Here is a 15,728-nt window from a genome sequence, read left to right on the forward strand (position 1 = left end):
TGCTCCTGGAAGGTCCGGATAGAACAAGGTAGCCCTTGTTTGCGATCAACGATGCTACGGGCGACGAAGCGCGGGCCCTAGGCCAAAGAACCCTGAATTTCGGCCAGCGGCACGCTGCGGGCGAAGCGCGCACGGTAGTCGCGCGGGGTGACGGCCAGGTGGCGCTGGAAGGCAAGGCGCATGCGTTCTTCGCTACCGAAGCCGCACAGGCGGGCGACCTGCTCGATGTGGCTGTCGGTGTTTTCCAGCTGGCGCCGGGCCGCCTCCAGGCGGAACACCTCGATCGCCTTGGCAGGGGTGCGGCCGGTCTTCAGTTTGTACACCCGGGTGAAATTGCGCAGGCTCATGTGCGCCTGTTCGGCCAGGCGCTCCACGCTCAAGCGTGGGTCGCCCAGGTTCTCATTGAGCCACAGGTGCAGGGCTTCGAACTCCGCGCAGTCCTGGCCTTGCAGCTTGAGCAGTTCGCTGAACTGCGCCTGGCCGCCCGGGCGCTTGAGAAACACCACCAGTTCGCGCGCCACCTGCATCGCGACGTCGCGGCCGCAGTCCAGCTCGACCAGCGCCAGTGCCAGGTCGATCCCTGCACTCACACCCGCCGACGTCCACAGGGTACCTTGCTGGACGAAGATCGATTCGTGGTCGACCTGCACGGCCGGGAAGTCGCGCCGCAACACCTCGCACATGGCCCAGTGGGTGGCAGCACGACGGCCGTCGAGCAGGCCGGCACTGGCCAGCAGGAACGTGCCGCTGCAGACCGATGCCGTGCGCCTGGCGTGCTGGCTGGCGCGGCGCAGCCAGGCCACCAGCGGACCGTGTTCGGGAAGGCTGCGGATGATGTCCGGCGCGCCGGGTACGATCAACGTGTCGACGGCCTGGGCCATGGCATCATCCAGGCGCTCGGTGGCCACCACCAGGCCTTCGGCGGTTGGCTGCAGGCCACCGTCGAGGCTGGCGGTATGCAGGCGGTAGCCGGGCAGGCCGCGCTCGGCCATGGCCTTGGTGGCTGCCCAGAACACGGTCTGCGCGCCGCTGAGGTCGAGCAGGCCCATGGCGGGGTAGGCAACGAAGACCACCACCCGAGGCTGGTCGACGGGTAACAGGGGAGGGTCGAGTTGCCCTGCGATATCGGTCATGGTGTGGCCTGATTGAAACGAAAAGTTGCGCTTGACTATTGGGTCACCGGGCGCCCCAAGGCATGAGTTGGTCGCGCTGTGCAACGTTACAGGGAGGTTGAGTCAGGGTGAACGCCCGAGCCCGTTCCAGAATATCTGTACTGTTGCGCAAGGCCGAAGCCTAACTGTGCCGGTCCAGCATGTGCAAATGGCTTTATGCTGTAACGAAATATGTCTAGAACGCCTGAAGAAGGAAGCTGCAATGCCGCTCAAGGACCTGCTGATTGCCCTGGTGGTGATCGTCGCCTGGGGAGTCAATTTCGTGGTCATCAAGGTGGGCCTCGATGGCCTGCCGCCGATGCTGTTGGGGGCGTTGCGCTTCTTGCTGGTTGCGTTCCCGGCGATCTTGCTGGTCAAGCGGCCGAAACTGCCGTGGCGCTGGCTGATCGCCTATGGCGCTACGATTTCCCTGGGGCAGTTCGCCTTCCTGTTCCAGGCCATGTATAGCGGCATGCCGCCAGGCCTGGCGTCACTGGTGTTGCAATCCCAGGCTTTCTTCACCCTCGGGTTCGCTGCGCTGTTTCTGGGTGAGCGCTTGCGCCTGGCGAGCCTGCTGGGTTTGCTGGTTGCAGCCAGCGGGCTGGCGCTGATCGGCAGCGAGGACAGTGGCCACGTGCCGATGGTGGCGCTACTGCTGACCTTGTGCGCAGGCGCAATGTGGGGCATGGGCAATATCATCACACGGCGGTTTGGCTCGGTCGACCTGGTGGCGCTGGTGATCTGGGGCGGGCTGATCCCGCCGCTGCCGTTTTTGGCCCTGTCTTGGTGGCTGGAAGGGCCCGAGCGTATCGGCCATGCGCTGGCCAATATCAGCTGGAGCTCGGTGCTGGCGCTGATCTACCTGGCGTTCGTAGCCACCATGCTCGGCTACAGCTTGTGGAGCACGCTGCTGTCGCGGCACCCGGCGGGTAAGGTCGCGCCGTTTTCGTTGCTGGTGCCGGTGATTGGCTTGAGCTCTTCCGCCTGGTTGCTGGGTGAGCGGCTGACGGCAGTGCAGGGGGGGGGGGCGCTGTTGGTGATGCTCGGGCTGCTGGTCAATGTGTTCGGACCCAAGCTTGGCCAGCGGTTACGGGCTGCGAGCGCTCAATAATGGTTGTGTAGAGCCGTTCGGCCCTCTCCCGGGTAAACCCGAAGGGCCGATGCTTTGTTAGACTCGGGCTCTTTTGTCACGCCACCGGAGCCTGCGATGATCATATCCACCACCAGCCAGCTCGAAGGCCGGCCGATTGCTGAATACCTTGGCGTAGTCAGCTCCGAATCGGTGCAAGGCATCAACTTCGTGCGCGATTTCTTTGCACGCTTTCGCGACTTCTTCGGCGGCCGCTCACAGACGCTGGAGGGCGCACTACGCCTCGCCCGCGAGCAGGCAACCGAGGAACTGAAAGCACGGGCACGGCAGTTGCAAGCCGATGCAGTGGTGGGTGTGGATTTCGAAATCAGCATGCCCTCAGTGCAAGGCGGCATGGTTGTAGTGTTCGCCACGGGCACCGCTGTGCGCCTGAAATAAAGGCATTGTGCCACTTGTCGGCTCCGGGTGGTTTGCCCGAGCAGTCCGTAAATGACCGGCTAGTCTCACTTTCACAGGCTGCGTTTTTCCAGGCAAAACCCTTCACTTGCCGGCGCGGTCGCCACTGAAATGGAGACAGGGCATGAGTGAGTCCTTTTTCGAAGACATGAATGATGCGTTCCCCATCAACAGCCAGGTGCGCTGCGGTCAGGCAGCGTTTCGCCTGGGCTTTGCCCACATGACGCTGGATGATTCGCAGCAGCTGCAACCGGCACATCTGCAACGCAGCAAAAAGGGCCGCTTCACGCCGAGGGTTGCCCCGAGAAAGTGACCCCGTTCACATAACCCCGCACCCTTCGCGGGGTTTTTTTGTTCCTTGTTTGATCTTGCTCATGGTAACGCTGGGTTGTGCTCGCCGAATCGATGCAGCTGTGGTCTTCTGCCTGGGTATCTCAGGAAAGGAGCACTGTTTGCATGCGGGTCAGGGAAGAGGCTTACTGGCAGTGGGCCGATGCGCAATTGCACTGCCGCAGCCACGATGAAGCATTGAGCGATGGCACCACCATCGATGTACAGGTGCGCCTGTCACGGCTGGGCGCCACGCAACTGTTCCTTGGGCTATACGGCCAGGACGGCAAGGCGTTGCTGGAAGAGTATTACCCGGCACGCCCGGGTGAGACCATGACACGTGCTTTGGTATGGGGCGTCGAGCGGGCCAGGGCGCTGGCGACCGGCGCATTGGCATTGCCGCAGCGACAGCGTCGCCAGGCATGAAAAAGCCCGGCCTATGCGGGCCGGGCTCAGGAAGTGGTGTGGCAGCTCAATGAAGGGTCAGTTGAGCGGCTCGATCACCTTGACTGCCTGCCGCTCACGGGCGGCGGGCCATTCTTGTTGCAGGGTCTGCAGCACGCGGCCAACGAACTCGGTGTCGGCGGCGGCCTTCTTACCGACGTAGCCCTGGCCACGGCGGTAGACCTTGAAGCGGGCACGCATGCTGGGCAGGTGCTCTTCGAATTCATCTTCGATGGTGTTCGGCGGCAGGCGGTCGAGGCGCACTTCGCCGGTTTGGCTGACCCACAGCAGGTGGTCGTCGAGGCTGTCCTTGCGCATGGCAAACAGCTGGGCCAGTTGGTCAATTGTGGGATTGTTGTTCAAGTTCATCATAAAGCCCCCATTACCCGTTTTTGTTGGTGATTTTCACAGTTGGCGCTACAGCATGTAGCGCACTACCAAGGCTGCTACAGCAGCATCGCAACAGGGGCTTTCTCACGCTGCCTTTTGGACAGTTCCCTCTCCACGGACGGCCTGCGTTACCGCGCAGGCCATCTGGAACACCCTTGCCACCGCTCCCGATCAGGGAGACGGCTTCATCATGCCCAAGCGCGATGAATGGCGTCAACCGTTTTGTAGTGAATATTTTTTTTCACTACATCTTGTCGGACAATCCTGCTCGGGGTGCCTTTCAGCGGTCAATGCTGGAGAGGATCCGGTAGGCCGCACGCACGCGTTCTTCGTTGGGATAATTGCGGTTTGCCAGAAGAACGATGGCCTTGCCTTCGGCCGGAATGAACGCGGCATAGGCGCCAAAGCCGCCCGTGGCGCCGGTCTTGTTGTACCAGGCCTGGGGCAGGGCGGGGCGCGTCGGGTTCAGACGCTGGGTGGCCTGAGGCTCCCGAACCATCCGTGAACCGTTGCCATCGACCAGCGTTTCGAGCGCTGCGGGGTAGGGGTAGCGTTCCCATCCCAGGCCTTGGGTCATTGCACCGACCTGGAAATAGCCCGCCTGGGTAATGGCGGCCGCATTTCTCAACGCAGGCGACAGCTCGGCTGGCTGCATGTGCAGGCGCACGTAGCGCAGCAGGTCGCTGGCGCTGGTCTTGATTGCGTAGGCCTCATCGGCATATGGGCCCGGGCTGACGTGCACCGGCCGGTTTTGTGCGTCATACCCTTGGGCATAGAGGCCCTGCGCGCTGGCAGGTACCTGCAGGTAGGTGTGTTTCAGGCCCATTTGTGGCAACAGGCTTTTGGTCATCAGTTCTGCGAATGGCTGCTGCTGCGCGCGTGCTGCCAAGTCGCCGAACAGCCCCAGGCTGGGATTGGAATAGCAGCGCTGGGTACCATGTTCAGCACGGGGCTTCCAGGTTCGGAAGAACTCCAGCGCTTGCTCGTCCGTCTGGACAGTGTCAGGGAACTGCAGGGGCAGGCAGTCGGCACTGTACGCCCCCAGTTCGAGCACACTGGCTTTACCCAGCGACGTGCCGGCAAGGGCTGGCTGGTAGCGTTGGGCCGGTGCGTCGAGATCAAGCTTGCCTTCGGCGCTGGCCAGCGCGGCAAGGGTAGCGGTGTAGGTTTTGCTCAATGAACCGATCTCGAACAGCGTATCGGCGGTGACGGGTTTGTTGTCGGCCTTGCTGGCCACGCCGTAGCTGAAGTAGTGCGCCTGGCCGTTTACGTACAGGCCTACGGCCATGCCGGCGATGTCCTGGTCATGCATCAGTGGGCGGATGATCTCGTCCACCTGGGCCTGCAGGGGATCGGCTGCGTTTGCCGTGGCGGCGATCAACGCCAGCGCGGTAGCTGCAATGAGGGGAGCGAAGTGCATGCAAAGATCCTTTTCAGTCTGTGTCCGTTGAGCGACACCGGTGGGGGTTCCAGCGTTAGCGGGAAAAAGCCCAAGACCTTATCGTCTGTCATTGCACAACGACAAGACGGAAACTGTTATGAAGTATTTGCGCATGTTGTTCGACAACTTCACCCTGGCCTTGCTCGGGGTAGTGCTGATCGCCACCGTGTTGCCCTGCTCTGGTGATGGCGCGGTGTATTTCGGCTGGTTGACCAACCTGGCCATCGGTCTGCTGTTCTTCCTGCACGGTGCCAAGCTGTCGCGCGAGGCGATCATCGCCGGTGCCGGGCACTGGCGCCTGCACTTGCTGGTGTTCTCCTGCACCTTCGTGCTGTTCCCGTTGCTCGGCCTTGCCTTCAAGCCACTGTTCGTGCCGCTGGTGGGCAACGAGTTGTATCTGGGCGTCCTCTACCTGTGCGCTTTGCCGGCCACTGTGCAGTCGGCCATCGCCTTCACATCGTTGGCCCGCGGCAACGTGCCAGCTGCCATTTGCAGTGCAGCGGCGTCCAGCCTGATCGGGATCTTCCTGACGCCGCTGCTGGTGATGCTGCTGTTGGGGGCTGGGGGCGATACCGGGTCGGGCCTGGATGCAGTGCTGAAAATCACCCTGCAGCTGTTGGTGCCCTTCATCGCCGGGCAGATTGCGCGGCGCTGGATTGGCGCATGGGTCAAGCGCAATGCGCGCTGGCTCAAAGTGGTGGATCAGGGCTCGATCCTGCTGGTGGTCTACACCGCGTTCAGCGAGGCGGTAGTGACGGGCTTGTGGCACACGGTATCGCCGCAGCACCTGGCGGGCTTGTTCGCCGTATGCGGGATTCTGCTGGCTGTAGTGCTGTACGGTACCCGCTTGCTGGGCAAGGTGTTGGGCTTCAGCCTGGAAGACCGCATCACCATCCTGTTTGCCGGCTCCAAGAAGAGCCTGGCCACGGGTGTGCCAATGGCGCAAGTGTTGTTCGTGGGCAGTGGCATCGGCGCCATGATCTTGCCGCTCATGCTGTTCCATCAAATCCAGTTGATGGTGTGTGCGGTGCTGGCGCAGCGGTATGCCAGCAGGGTGGAAGAGGGTGAGGGGGCTACTGCTTCCTCCTGATGAGGCCGGTGAAGGCTAACGAGCCTGCCCCGAACTGCGCTGGCGCAAGGCCTTGCCCACCTCGGCCTCGATCTTGTAGGCCGGCTCTTCGAGCGCCTCGTAATTGCGCGTATAGCGACGGGCGAATTCCTCTACCCCCAGTTCCTGATACTGCTGCACATGCTTGAGCTCATGCGCCCACAGTGCCACGTTGTCCTCTGCATCACTGGCATGGCGGAAGATGATCGTGTCGATCAGCGTCACCGCATTCACATCCGGGTTCTGCAGCAGAGCATTGGCGGCGCTGATCTGCTGCTCGTCCCCAACCCGATAGCGCGCTGCATCGAGCACGGCAAAGGCATACCAGCCCTCAAGCTGGGCTCGGATGTGCAAGGGGATCGGTTCACTGCCGTTGGCGGTAGCTTCATCGCGGGCCTGGCGCAAGGCGAAGGCCAGGCTGCTGGAGGCCATGACCTCGACGTCCTTGAGCACCTGGCCGGCCTGGCCAAGGTCGATCGGCGCGCAGAAGCAGCCCATCAGGCAGACCTGATACTGCCCTGGTGGGCAGGCCTGCTCGGCCGAGGCCGTAGTGCTCAGCAACATTGCACACAGCAGGCTAGCAGCTCTCATTCAGAGCCCTTTCGACGCAACTTCGATTGGCTTGCAGAAGCTGGGTTTGGACCGACTCGCTGGCCAGCATGCGCCCGACCACCAGCGCCCCGACACACTGGCTGATCAGCACCCAGGCCAGGGCTTCATCCTCCAGCGCCTGGCTCCACGCACTGTGCAGGCTCACCAGCCAGTGCTCGGCCTCTTCACGCACCGGCCGTTCGGCTCGGGCAATCTCCACGCCCAGTGGCGGCAGCGGGCAACCGCCTTCGGGATTGTGCAGGTGCGCCAGGCTCAGGTACTGCTGCAGGCAGCGCACCAGGCGTTCGCGGCTGGCGCCCTGATTGGCCAGGCGTGCCAGCGGGCTGTTGCAAAGCTCCTGACGGACCACTTCGGTAAACAGGTCGTCCTTGGACGGGAAGTGGTTGTAGAAGGCGCCGCCGGTCAGGCCGATGGCTTTCATCAGCCCGGCCACGCCGGTGCTGGCAAAACCGCCGCGCTTGGCCAGCGCACCGCTGCTGGCTAGCAGCTTGTCACGGGTTTGTTGCTTGTGTTCAGTTGAGTAGCGCACCTGAAAAACCTCGCGGGCGGGCTTGACGATGCCGGTGATCGTAACATAGCGTTCGTTTACTAAACGATCGTTCATCAATTGAGGCGCGTATGACAGAACAACAAAAAGTGGTGCTGGTGATCGGTGCGGGAGATGCCACTGGCGGCGAAATCGCCAAGCGCTTTGCCCGTGAGGGGTACATCGCCTGCGTCACACGGCGTCAGGTCGAGAAACTGCAACCCTTGGTGGAAGAGATCCGTGCTGCCGGCGGACAGGCACACGGTTTTGCCTCCGATGCACGCAAGGAAGATGAAGTCGCCGAGCTTGTCGAAACCATCGAGCGGGATATCGGGCCGATCGAAGCCTTCGTTTTCAATATTGGCGCCAATGTCCCCTGTAGCATCCTTGAGGAAACCCCGCGCAAGTACTTCAAGATCTGGGAAATGGCCTGCTTCGCAGGTTTTCTCACCGCCCAGGCGGTGGCACGGCGCATGGTCGTGCGTGAGCGCGGCACAATCCTGTTTACCGGTGCCACCGCGGGCACCCGTGGCGCATCCGGGTTTGCGGCCTTCGCCGGAGCCAAGCATGGCCTGCGGGCTTTGGCGCAAAGCATGGCGCGTGAGTTGGGGCCGCGCAATATCCACGTTGCCCATGTGGTGGTGGATGGCGCCATCGACACCGCATTCATCCGTGACAGTTTCCCCGAACGCTACGCCCTCAAGGATCAGGACGGCATTCTGGATCCGGCGCACATCGCCGACAGCTACTGGTTCCTGCACGCACAGCCACGCGACGCCTGGACCTTCGAACTCGACCTGCGCCCGTGGATGGAGCGCTGGTAAGCCCTACCCTTAAAGGAGTGCGTTGCATGAGCAAGACCGTGGAGTTCTTCTTCGACCTGGGTAGCCCCGCCAGCTATCTGGCCTGGACCCAGCTACCGGCGCTGTGCGCCCGCCATGGCGCAGCGTTGCGTTACCGGCCGATGTTGCTTGGCGGCGTGTTTCAGGCCACAGGCAACGCGTCGCCAGTGATGATCCCCGCCAAGGGGCGCTACATGTTCACCGACCTGTCGCGGTTTGCCGCGCGCTATGGCGTGCCGTTCGGGCTGCCGCCTGGCTTTCCCATCAACACCTTGGCCTTGATGCGTGGCCTGGTGGGCACGCAGTTGCGCGCGCCGGAACGCTTCGACGCTTTGCTCGCGGCGCTGTTCAACGGGTTATGGGTACAACGGCGCAACCTTGGTGATGTCACCGTATTGGAGCAGGTGCTCGCTGAAGCCGGTTTTACCGCCGCTGAATTTCAGCTGCTGACTGGCGACGAAGAGGTGAAGGCGGCATTGAAACAGGCGACAGAAGAGGCTGTGGAGCGCGGGGTGTTTGGTGCGCCGACCTGTTTTGTCGATGGCCAGATGTACTTTGGCCAGGATCGTCTGGACTTCGTGGCCGATGCACTGAAGCTTTGAGCGCTGCGGGCTGTTCGCGGTGCTGGCCGCGATCAGCCCGGCCCATTGGGCCTTGAATCAGAAGTTGGCCGGCGTGTTGGCGCTGATGATCTCCGCCTCGTCCTGACCAATGTTCTTGAAGCTGTGCGGCAGGGTGGTGGGGATGTAGTAACCATCGCCGGAGTTCAGAACGCTGACCTGGCCATCGACCCACAGTTCCACGGTGCCCCGTGTGACCAGTCCGCATTCTTCGCCTTCGGCATGCACGATCGGCTCACCCGAATCGGCACCCGGTGCATACAGTTCACGCAGCATGCGCATCTGCCGTGCCTCGACGCTGGCACCGACCAGCAGCATGCGCAGGCCATTGCGGCCCAGGTCGGGCTGCTCGCTGGCGCGGAACACGAAGCGCTCTTCCCGTACCGGCTCGTCGAAGCTGAAGAACTCTGCCAAGGTCATCGGGATGCCTTCGAGCAGTTTTTTCAGGGAGCTTACCGATGGGCTGACGCGGTTCTGCTCGATTTGCGAAATGGTCGAGTTGGTGAGCCCGCTGCGGCGGGCCAGTTCGCGTTGGGAAAGGTTGTTGCGTTCACGCACCAGTTTGAGTCGTGTCCCCGTGTCCATAGCCGCCTTGTAATCAGAGGTGTTAAAAATAATGGGCGCATTAAAACACACTCTGCACGCTCGCGCGCTGTGCTTGTCAGGCGCGTGAGCGCGGCATAGGCCACAGCCCGACCAGCAGCAACAGCACAGCCACCACCAGGAATGGCAGGCGTGGGTCGAGGGCGTAGACCAGTGTCCCGGCCAGCGGGCCGATCACCGCGCCCATACCTTGAGCTGCGCTGATGGAGCCGGCGGTGGCGCCCTGTTCTGAAGCGTGCATGGCATTGGCGGCGAGTGCCGAGAACGCCGGGAAGACAAAGCCCATGCCGGCGGCAGCGACAAAATAGCACCCCCACAGCCACGGCGCGCTGGTAGCCAGCGAACCGGCGGCAAAGCCCAGTGCCGAAACGCTGGCGCCAACGCGGATCATCTTCAGCGGTGGCCATTCCAGCTGGCGCAGGATGACTTGTGACAGGATCAGTGCCACCCCGACGGTGGTCAGGGCGATGCCGGCAGCCTGGGCGGCCTCTGCCGGCCCCAGCTGCAGGCGGTCAAGGGCGAAGAAGCCGACGATGATCTGCGACACCGTCACGCTGAGCATCGCGCTGAATGCCACCAGCAGCGGCCGGCGCAGGCGCGGGTCGCTCAAGTGCACCGGGCTGGGCGCATGGCGATGGGCCAGGGGTTGTGGCTTGAGTTTGAACAGCAGGACCAGAAACGCGCTGGCAGGCAGCAGCGACATCACATGGAAGGGCAGGCTCAAGCTGTACCGTGCCAGCAATGCCGCCAGCGCCGGCCCGAGTACCAGGCCCACGGCATTCGCTGCACCCAGCGATGCCATGGCACGGGCGCGCTGTTGTGGCCCGACATGATCGGCGATCAGCGCATTGCAGCCCACCGGGATGGCCGCGTAGAAGGCACCGATGCAGCCGCGCGCGAGCATCAGGCCGACGAACGCCAAGGTAGCCCCGGGCAGCCAGCGCAATGCGCCTTCGACGAACAGGCACAGCAGCCAATACGCCACCGTGAAGCCGGCACTGCCCAGCAACAGGATGCGTCGGCGGCCTAGGCGGTCGGCTGCGCGGCCCCAGGGGCGGGCCAGCAGCACCCAGACCACACCTGACACAGTCACCGCAGCGCCAGCTTGCCAGGTGGCCATGCCGAGCAGTCGGGCGATGGGCCCGATCAAGGCGACGAATGCCATCATCGCCATGGTGCAGGCCATGTTGGCCAGCAGCAACGGGCGCGTGTCCAGTGTACTGGCGGTGGTCAAGGGGGCAGGGTCCTTTGCGACATTCATTGGGCAGTCCAGGGCAGTTGAACAGACGGCGTGCAGATCGATGAGACATTCAGCGTTGCGGGCCAGCCCATGCACCGCATGCCGTCAGTCACTGCGGCGCAGCGGCCCTGGCCACATGCTACGCAATACCCCGTCCCGGCGCACCAGTGCATGCATCAGCGCCGCGCCCAGGTGCACCAGTACCGTAGCGAACAACAGGTAGCCGGCCCAGCCATGCGCCTGGCGCAACATTGCGTACAGTTGCAGGTCGTGCGGGGCGATCGCGGGCAGTTGCAGCGGGCGCGGATACCCGCCTGCCGACAGCATGGCCCAGCCCAATAGCGGCATTGCCAGCATCAACGCGTAGAGCAACAGGTGCGATGCGCCTGCGGCGAGCCGCTGCAGCGCGGGCAGGTCTTGTGGCAGAGGGGGGTGAGGAAGGCTCAGGCGCAGACCGATACGCACGATCACCAGAAGCAGCAGCGCCAGGCCCGTGGCCTTGTGCAACTCTACCAGCACCGGGTGGCGCAGCGACAGGTCGCCAACCATGCTCACGCCAATGAACAGCATGGCGATGATCAGTATCGCCATCAGCCAATGCACCAAGCGGGCAAGGGGGTGGAAGGCTTCGGGTTTCATGGGCGGGCTCCTGCGCCGAGGGATTCGCGGCTGCGGCGGTTGAAGGACTCCGAGTAGGCCGCCGAACGGGCAGCGAGAATCGGGTCATTGGAAGGCTGGATGCCGCTGGGCAGGATCAACGGGTCGAAATTCAGGTCACGGCAAGCGCCTTGCTCCGGTGCATCCACCTGTTCGATGACCAGGGTGCCGGCATCTACGCTGCGCCGTTCGGCGGGCCAGGGCTGGGCCGGGTTGTCCTGTGCATCGCCGGGGTTGGCCAGTACAAGCCGCAAGGTCCAGCGCAACGGCCCCTGGGTCAGGCGTTGCTGCAGGTCATGCTGCAGGAACTGTTTGTCGTCGACCTTGCCGGGCAGGGCAGCGAAAGGCGTTTGTGGCTCGAGCTGCCAACGCACCGGGTGCGCAGTGCCACTGGCGTCGATCAGGCGGAAGGCATTGATGCTGTGGTACTGGGTGTTGGCGAAACTGTCGCTGGGTTTGTAGCTTGCGGCCCATTGGCGGAAGGCAGCGCTTTCCGGGTGGGCGGCAAAGAAGGCCTGCTGCTTTGCCGGGTCCGGCTTGCCGGTGGCAGGGTCTGGCGCGTTGGCCAGCACCTGGTCGTAAAACCCTTGTGGTGTGCTGATCGCCAGCACAGGGGGGTTGTTCATCCCGGTGCGCCAGACTTGGCCGTCGTCGGTGCTCAGCTCAATTGCCAGGCTGCGCACCGGTATGCCCGTATCGGGGGCGAACGGGTTGGCGCCACCGATGGCGAAGCGGCCGATTACCGGTACCCGATCCTGGGTGAACGCGCGTGCTGTCGACAGCGTGGCGGCCTGGCCGCTGGGCTGGAAGTAGCCGCTGACGCACAGGCCTTTCGCGTGGTTCTTGCGATAGCCCGGGTAGTGGCCGGCCTGGGCTTCGAAGGTGTCGATGATGCGTTGCGGAGTCAGCTGCGGCCCGCCGATCCAGCCTGCGGCGTAGGCAAAGCCTGCGCCCAAAGCCAGCATCACGGCGCCAATGCCGGCCAGGCGCAGGGCCTTGTCCGGGCCGTGCAAGGGTGAGTTCATGGTGTTCATCCGGTTCAGTGAAGATGCCGGTACGACGGGGCAGGGAACTATTTATTCCATCGATGGGAATAAATTTTGTGGCGGCGCGTCTGCCCCCTACACTGACAACCCCCGAGCCGGTACCTTGCCATGCACGACCTGGACGAACAGCAGTGGCGCGAGTTGCTGCAGCGCCTGCGCCGCTTTGCCTTGTGGCTGAGCCGCGAACCGGGCAGCGCCGACGACCTGGTGCAGGGCACTGTAGAACGTGCACTCAGCCGCAGCAGCCAGCAACGTGATGCCGATGCGCTGCGTGCCTGGTTGTTCACCATTCTTTACCGGCTGTTTCTCGACGGTAAACGCCGTGAGCGCCTGCATAACCGCTGGCTATCGTGGTTCGGCCGCGCGGAGCAGGAAAGCGAAGCGCTCGGCGGTAACATCGAGAGCATCGTTCTGGCCCAGGCCGACCTGCAGGCCTTTGCCCGGCTATCGACCGAACAGCGTGCCTTGTTGCTGTTGGTGAGTGTCGAAGGGCTGAGCTACAAGGAGGCGGCCCAGGCACTGGGCATCCCCATCGGCACAGTGATGTCGCGCCTGTCACGTGCCCGTGCCGCCTTGCGTGAACTGACTGAGGGCAACCCCCAGCCCCCGGCCTTGCGGAGACTGAAATGACGCGCCTGATACCCAGCGAAGACGAACTGCATGCCTATGTTGACGATCGACTCGAGCCGACGCGGCGTGCCGAGGTGCAGGCCTGGCTGACGGCCAACCCTGAGCAAGCTGCACGTATCGAGGCCTGGCGCAACGATGCTCGACGCTTGCGCACGGCCCTGGCCGGGTTTGGCGATCAACCTAGGGCGGCGCAGTTGGATCGGGGCCAGTTGCAGCGGCGTGTGCGTCAACGGCGCCAACGCCGCCTGGCTTCGGCTGCGGTTTTGCTGCTGGCACTGGGCATAGGCGGGGTGGGTGGTTGGCAGGCCCGGCAGGTCACGCTGGCAGGGAACGAGTTGCCCATGGCTGACGCCGTTCAGGCGCACCGCTTGTTCGCCGGCAGCGAGGCGCTGGATATCCAGGCCAGTGACCCGACGCAGTTGCGCGACTGGCTGGGCAGGCATTTCAGCAGGGTGGGGCAGCTGCCTGACCTCACCGGCTACGGGTTCCAGCCTGTGGGCGCACGATTGTTGAGCAATGAGCAAGGGCCAGCGGCGTTGCTGGTGTTCCAGGACCGCCAAGGGCAGCGCATCAGCCTGTTCCTGCGCTCACCTGGGGAGCGTTTCGAGCGCATGCCGCAAGGGCAGCGTGTCGATGGCCAGCTGGAGGCGAGGTATTGGTCGCATGGGGCCTATAACTTTGCCTTGGTCAGTGCGGCGGATGATGTGCGCGGGGCGGGTGTGGGGGAGGCCTTGCGGTTGGGCCTTTAGTGTCGGTCAGCCCCCCCCCGTCGCGACGCGTCCGCTGTGGGGGCCGGCTTGCCGGCGATCACCGGCAAAGCCGGTGCCATGCACCGCAGTGCCTGCATCGCTGCGAGCCGGTTCACACGACAAGCGTTGGGCTGCCTCACTCGTGAAGGCGCCGGAGCCTGTCAGCTCAATTCAAGCCAGATCGGCGCGTGGTCCGAGGGTTTTTCCATTGCGCGCAGCTCATAGTCCACACCTGCGGCCTTGATCCGCGGCACCAGGTGCTGCGAAGCCATGATCAGGTCGATGCGCAGGCCACGCTTGGGCTCGTCCTCGAAGCCGCGGCTGCGGTAGTCGAACCAACTGAAGCGGTCCGTTACTTCTGGATGCAGGTGGCGGAAACTGTCCACCAGCCCCCAGCCCTTGAGGCGCTCCATCCACTCGCGTTCCTCGGGGAGGAAGCTGCATTTGCCTGTCCTCAGCCAGCGTTTGGCGTTGTCCGGACCGATACCGATGTCGCAGTCCTGGGGCGAGATGTTCATGTCGCCCATTACCAGCACCGGTTGGTCCTGCTTGAACTGCCCCTCCAGCAACGCCTGCAGGTCGCTGTAGAAACGCTGCTTGGCCGGAAACTTGGTGGGGTGGTCGCGGCTTTCGCCCTGCGGGAAGTAACCATTCATGATGGTGATCGGCGTGCCATTGGCATCAGCGAACGTGCCCCAGATGAAACGGCGCTGGGCGTCTTCTTCGTCTGTGGCAAAGCCTTTGAACAGGCTCAGCGGGGGCTGGCGCGAGAGCAGGGCGACGCCGTAGTGGCCTTTCTGGCCATGGTAGTGCACGTGGTAGCCCAGGGCCTGAACGTCGGCCAAGGGGAACTGATCGTCGCTGACCTTGGTTTCCTGCAGGCCGATCACGTCCGGCTGGTGCTTTTCGATCAGCGCCGCCAGCTGGTGCGGGCGGGCCCGCAGGCCATTGATGTTGAAACAGACGATCTTCATGGAAAGACAATCCCGGTAAAAGGCCGGATGCTAGCCGACATCGTCCCTGATCACCAGCGTGGCGGCTTCGCGAAGGCGCTGCTAACGTGCACTCAAGGGGGGAACGATGCGCCGTGGGGCTCCTCCAAGGCACTGTATGCCCATTCCAGGAGGACTGCCCGCAATGCCCGAAGCCACTGCCGCCCAGGCTCGCATCTGCACACTCGATGATGGCTACAGCCGTGAGGCACGCTCACTGCTGTACAACGCCTACCTGAAAGAGCCCACCTTTGCCTACATCTTCGAGGCCCAGCGCCCTGGCTATGAACGACGCTTGCGCGTGATGGTGCGCGAGTGGGTACGACAGCATTTCTACCTGCAGTTGCCGGCCATTGGCCTGTTGCTGGATGACCGCCTGATAGCGTTGGCGCTGATCGTACCGCCGCAGCGCCGGTTGGGCGTGGCCGACAGTTGGGCCTGGCGCCTGCGCATGCTGCTGGGCACCGGGCAACGCTGCACCCGACGCTACATGGATTATCAGGCGGCGCTGGTCGGTTGCCTGCCGACAGAACAGGTCCACATGTTGCCGCTCCTGGGTGTGCACCCAGCTTTTCGCGGTCAGCACTATGGCGAACAATTGTTACAGGCCGTGCACGACTGGTGCGCAGAAGACCCCAACACACAAGGCGTGGTGCTGGATTCGGGCAACGAGCATTACCTCCCGTTCTATGAGCGCCAGGGGTATGAGGAGATTGGCGAGGTGGCTGTAGGGCCAATCCGAGAAAGAGTGTTTTTTCATCCCTGTCCGGTATCTTCAATTTCCCCGACAGCATGAAAGCC

General features: G+C 63.3%; 20 protein-coding genes. 10 read left to right on the forward strand and 10 right to left on the reverse strand.

Going from position 1 to position 15,728, the window contains the following annotated elements; translation table 11 throughout:
* Positions 1–77 precede the first annotated feature (77 nt).
* Positions 78–1,133, reverse strand: a complete 1,056-nt coding sequence (locus tag EGJ09_RS01495) for a GlxA family transcriptional regulator (protein WP_115275045.1) — start codon at positions 1,131–1,133, stop codon at positions 78–80.
* Positions 1,134–1,374: 241 nt separating this feature from the next.
* On the opposite strand from EGJ09_RS01495, the gene EGJ09_RS01500 reads away from it, so the two are divergent.
* The 4 genes from EGJ09_RS01500 to EGJ09_RS01515 all read left to right on the forward strand — a co-directional run bounded on the left by EGJ09_RS01500 (position 1,375) and on the right by EGJ09_RS01515 (position 3,453).
* Positions 1,375–2,262 carry an EamA family transporter gene (locus EGJ09_RS01500; protein WP_125923026.1) on the forward strand — a complete coding sequence of 296 codons (888 nt, stop codon included), beginning with the start codon at positions 1,375–1,377 and terminating at the stop codon, positions 2,260–2,262.
* A gap of 96 nt (positions 2,263–2,358) precedes the next feature.
* The gene (locus EGJ09_RS01505) at positions 2,359–2,679 is read left to right on the forward strand and encodes a YbjQ family protein (protein WP_012314237.1); all 321 of its coding nucleotides are present in this window, start codon (positions 2,359–2,361) and stop codon (positions 2,677–2,679) included.
* 142 nt (positions 2,680–2,821) lie between these two features.
* Complete coding sequence (locus tag EGJ09_RS01510) at positions 2,822–3,010, forward strand: hypothetical protein (protein ID WP_115275044.1); 189 nt, start codon at positions 2,822–2,824, stop codon at positions 3,008–3,010.
* A gap of 143 nt (positions 3,011–3,153) precedes the next feature.
* Positions 3,154–3,453, forward strand: coding sequence for a hypothetical protein (locus EGJ09_RS01515; protein ID WP_125923027.1), 300 nt, complete (start codon positions 3,154–3,156; stop codon positions 3,451–3,453).
* Positions 3,454–3,510: 57 nt separating this feature from the next.
* Here the strand turns inward: EGJ09_RS01515 and EGJ09_RS01520 are convergent, their stop codons facing one another.
* Together EGJ09_RS01520 and ampC are read right to left on the reverse strand one after the other, a co-directional pair.
* The gene (locus EGJ09_RS01520) at positions 3,511–3,843 is read right to left on the reverse strand and encodes a hypothetical protein (RefSeq protein ID WP_012314240.1); all 333 of its coding nucleotides are present in this window, start codon (positions 3,841–3,843) and stop codon (positions 3,511–3,513) included.
* A gap of 298 nt (positions 3,844–4,141) precedes the next feature.
* Positions 4,142–5,281, reverse strand: a complete 1,140-nt coding sequence (gene ampC / locus EGJ09_RS01525) for a class C beta-lactamase (protein ID WP_125923028.1) — start codon at positions 5,279–5,281, stop codon at positions 4,142–4,144.
* A 118-nt stretch (positions 5,282–5,399) separates the two neighbouring features.
* Between ampC and EGJ09_RS01530 the strand changes: the two genes are divergently transcribed.
* Positions 5,400–6,392 (forward strand): bile acid:sodium symporter family protein, encoded by a 993-nt coding sequence (locus EGJ09_RS01530; protein ID WP_046785449.1) that lies wholly within the window; start codon positions 5,400–5,402, stop codon positions 6,390–6,392.
* A 15-nt stretch (positions 6,393–6,407) separates the two neighbouring features.
* Here the strand turns inward: EGJ09_RS01530 and EGJ09_RS01535 are convergent, their stop codons facing one another.
* Both EGJ09_RS01535 and EGJ09_RS01540 read right to left on the reverse strand, forming a co-directional pair.
* Positions 6,408–7,001 (reverse strand): DUF4157 domain-containing protein, encoded by a 594-nt coding sequence (locus EGJ09_RS01535; RefSeq protein WP_125923029.1) that lies wholly within the window; start codon positions 6,999–7,001, stop codon positions 6,408–6,410.
* Entirely contained in the window at positions 6,988–7,551 is a 564-nt protein-coding gene (locus tag EGJ09_RS01540) for a TetR/AcrR family transcriptional regulator (protein WP_125923158.1), read from the reverse strand. Before EGJ09_RS01540 ends, EGJ09_RS01535 begins: the two co-directional genes overlap by 14 nt.
* Positions 7,552–7,640: 89 nt before the next feature.
* Between EGJ09_RS01540 and EGJ09_RS01545 the strand changes: the two genes are divergently transcribed.
* Positions 7,641–8,372 carry an SDR family oxidoreductase gene (locus EGJ09_RS01545; RefSeq protein ID WP_125923030.1) on the forward strand — a complete coding sequence of 244 codons (732 nt, stop codon included), beginning with the start codon at positions 7,641–7,643 and terminating at the stop codon, positions 8,370–8,372.
* Positions 8,373–8,398: 26 nt separating this feature from the next.
* Positions 8,399–8,992 (forward strand): 2-hydroxychromene-2-carboxylate isomerase, encoded by a 594-nt coding sequence (locus EGJ09_RS01550; protein ID WP_125923031.1) that lies wholly within the window; start codon positions 8,399–8,401, stop codon positions 8,990–8,992.
* Between the two features lie 57 nt (positions 8,993–9,049).
* Here EGJ09_RS01550 and EGJ09_RS01555 read toward each other — a convergent pair whose 3' ends face one another.
* From EGJ09_RS01555 to EGJ09_RS01570, 4 genes are all read right to left on the reverse strand, one after another.
* Entirely contained in the window at positions 9,050–9,595 is a 546-nt protein-coding gene (locus EGJ09_RS01555) for a cupin domain-containing protein (protein WP_012314247.1), read from the reverse strand.
* 76 nt (positions 9,596–9,671) lie between these two features.
* The gene (locus EGJ09_RS01560) at positions 9,672–10,874 is read right to left on the reverse strand and encodes an MFS transporter (RefSeq protein ID WP_125923032.1); all 1,203 of its coding nucleotides are present in this window, start codon (positions 10,872–10,874) and stop codon (positions 9,672–9,674) included.
* A gap of 84 nt (positions 10,875–10,958) precedes the next feature.
* Complete coding sequence (locus EGJ09_RS01565) at positions 10,959–11,492, reverse strand: cytochrome b (RefSeq protein ID WP_046785444.1); 534 nt, start codon at positions 11,490–11,492, stop codon at positions 10,959–10,961.
* Positions 11,489–12,535, reverse strand: coding sequence for a catalase family peroxidase (locus tag EGJ09_RS01570; protein WP_115275563.1), 1,047 nt, complete (start codon positions 12,533–12,535; stop codon positions 11,489–11,491). The genes EGJ09_RS01565 and EGJ09_RS01570 overlap by 4 nt, the downstream gene beginning before the upstream one ends.
* A 129-nt stretch (positions 12,536–12,664) precedes the next feature.
* Here EGJ09_RS01570 and EGJ09_RS01575 point away from each other — a divergent pair, with 129 nt between their 5' ends.
* On the forward strand, positions 12,665–13,186 hold the full coding sequence (locus EGJ09_RS01575) for a sigma-70 family RNA polymerase sigma factor (protein WP_046785443.1): 522 nt from the start codon (positions 12,665–12,667) through the stop codon (positions 13,184–13,186).
* A complete protein-coding gene (locus tag EGJ09_RS01580) occupies positions 13,183–13,935 on the forward strand; it encodes an anti-sigma factor (protein ID WP_046785442.1) in 753 nt (250 codons plus the stop codon). Before EGJ09_RS01575 ends, EGJ09_RS01580 begins: the two co-directional genes overlap by 4 nt.
* 161 nt (positions 13,936–14,096) lie before the next feature.
* Here the strand turns inward: EGJ09_RS01580 and xthA are convergent, their stop codons facing one another.
* Entirely contained in the window at positions 14,097–14,909 is an 813-nt protein-coding gene (gene xthA, locus EGJ09_RS01585; protein ID WP_125923033.1) for an exodeoxyribonuclease III, read from the reverse strand.
* A 163-nt stretch (positions 14,910–15,072) separates the two neighbouring features.
* Between xthA and EGJ09_RS01590 the strand changes: the two genes are divergently transcribed.
* Entirely contained in the window at positions 15,073–15,723 is a 651-nt protein-coding gene (locus EGJ09_RS01590) for a GNAT family N-acetyltransferase (protein ID WP_046785440.1), read from the forward strand.
* Positions 15,724–15,728 lie beyond the last annotated feature (5 nt).

It is taken from the genome of Pseudomonas sp. p106 (assembly GCF_003936645.1).
In the GTDB taxonomy this organism is placed as follows: domain Bacteria; phylum Pseudomonadota; class Gammaproteobacteria; order Pseudomonadales; family Pseudomonadaceae; genus Aquipseudomonas; species Aquipseudomonas putida_E.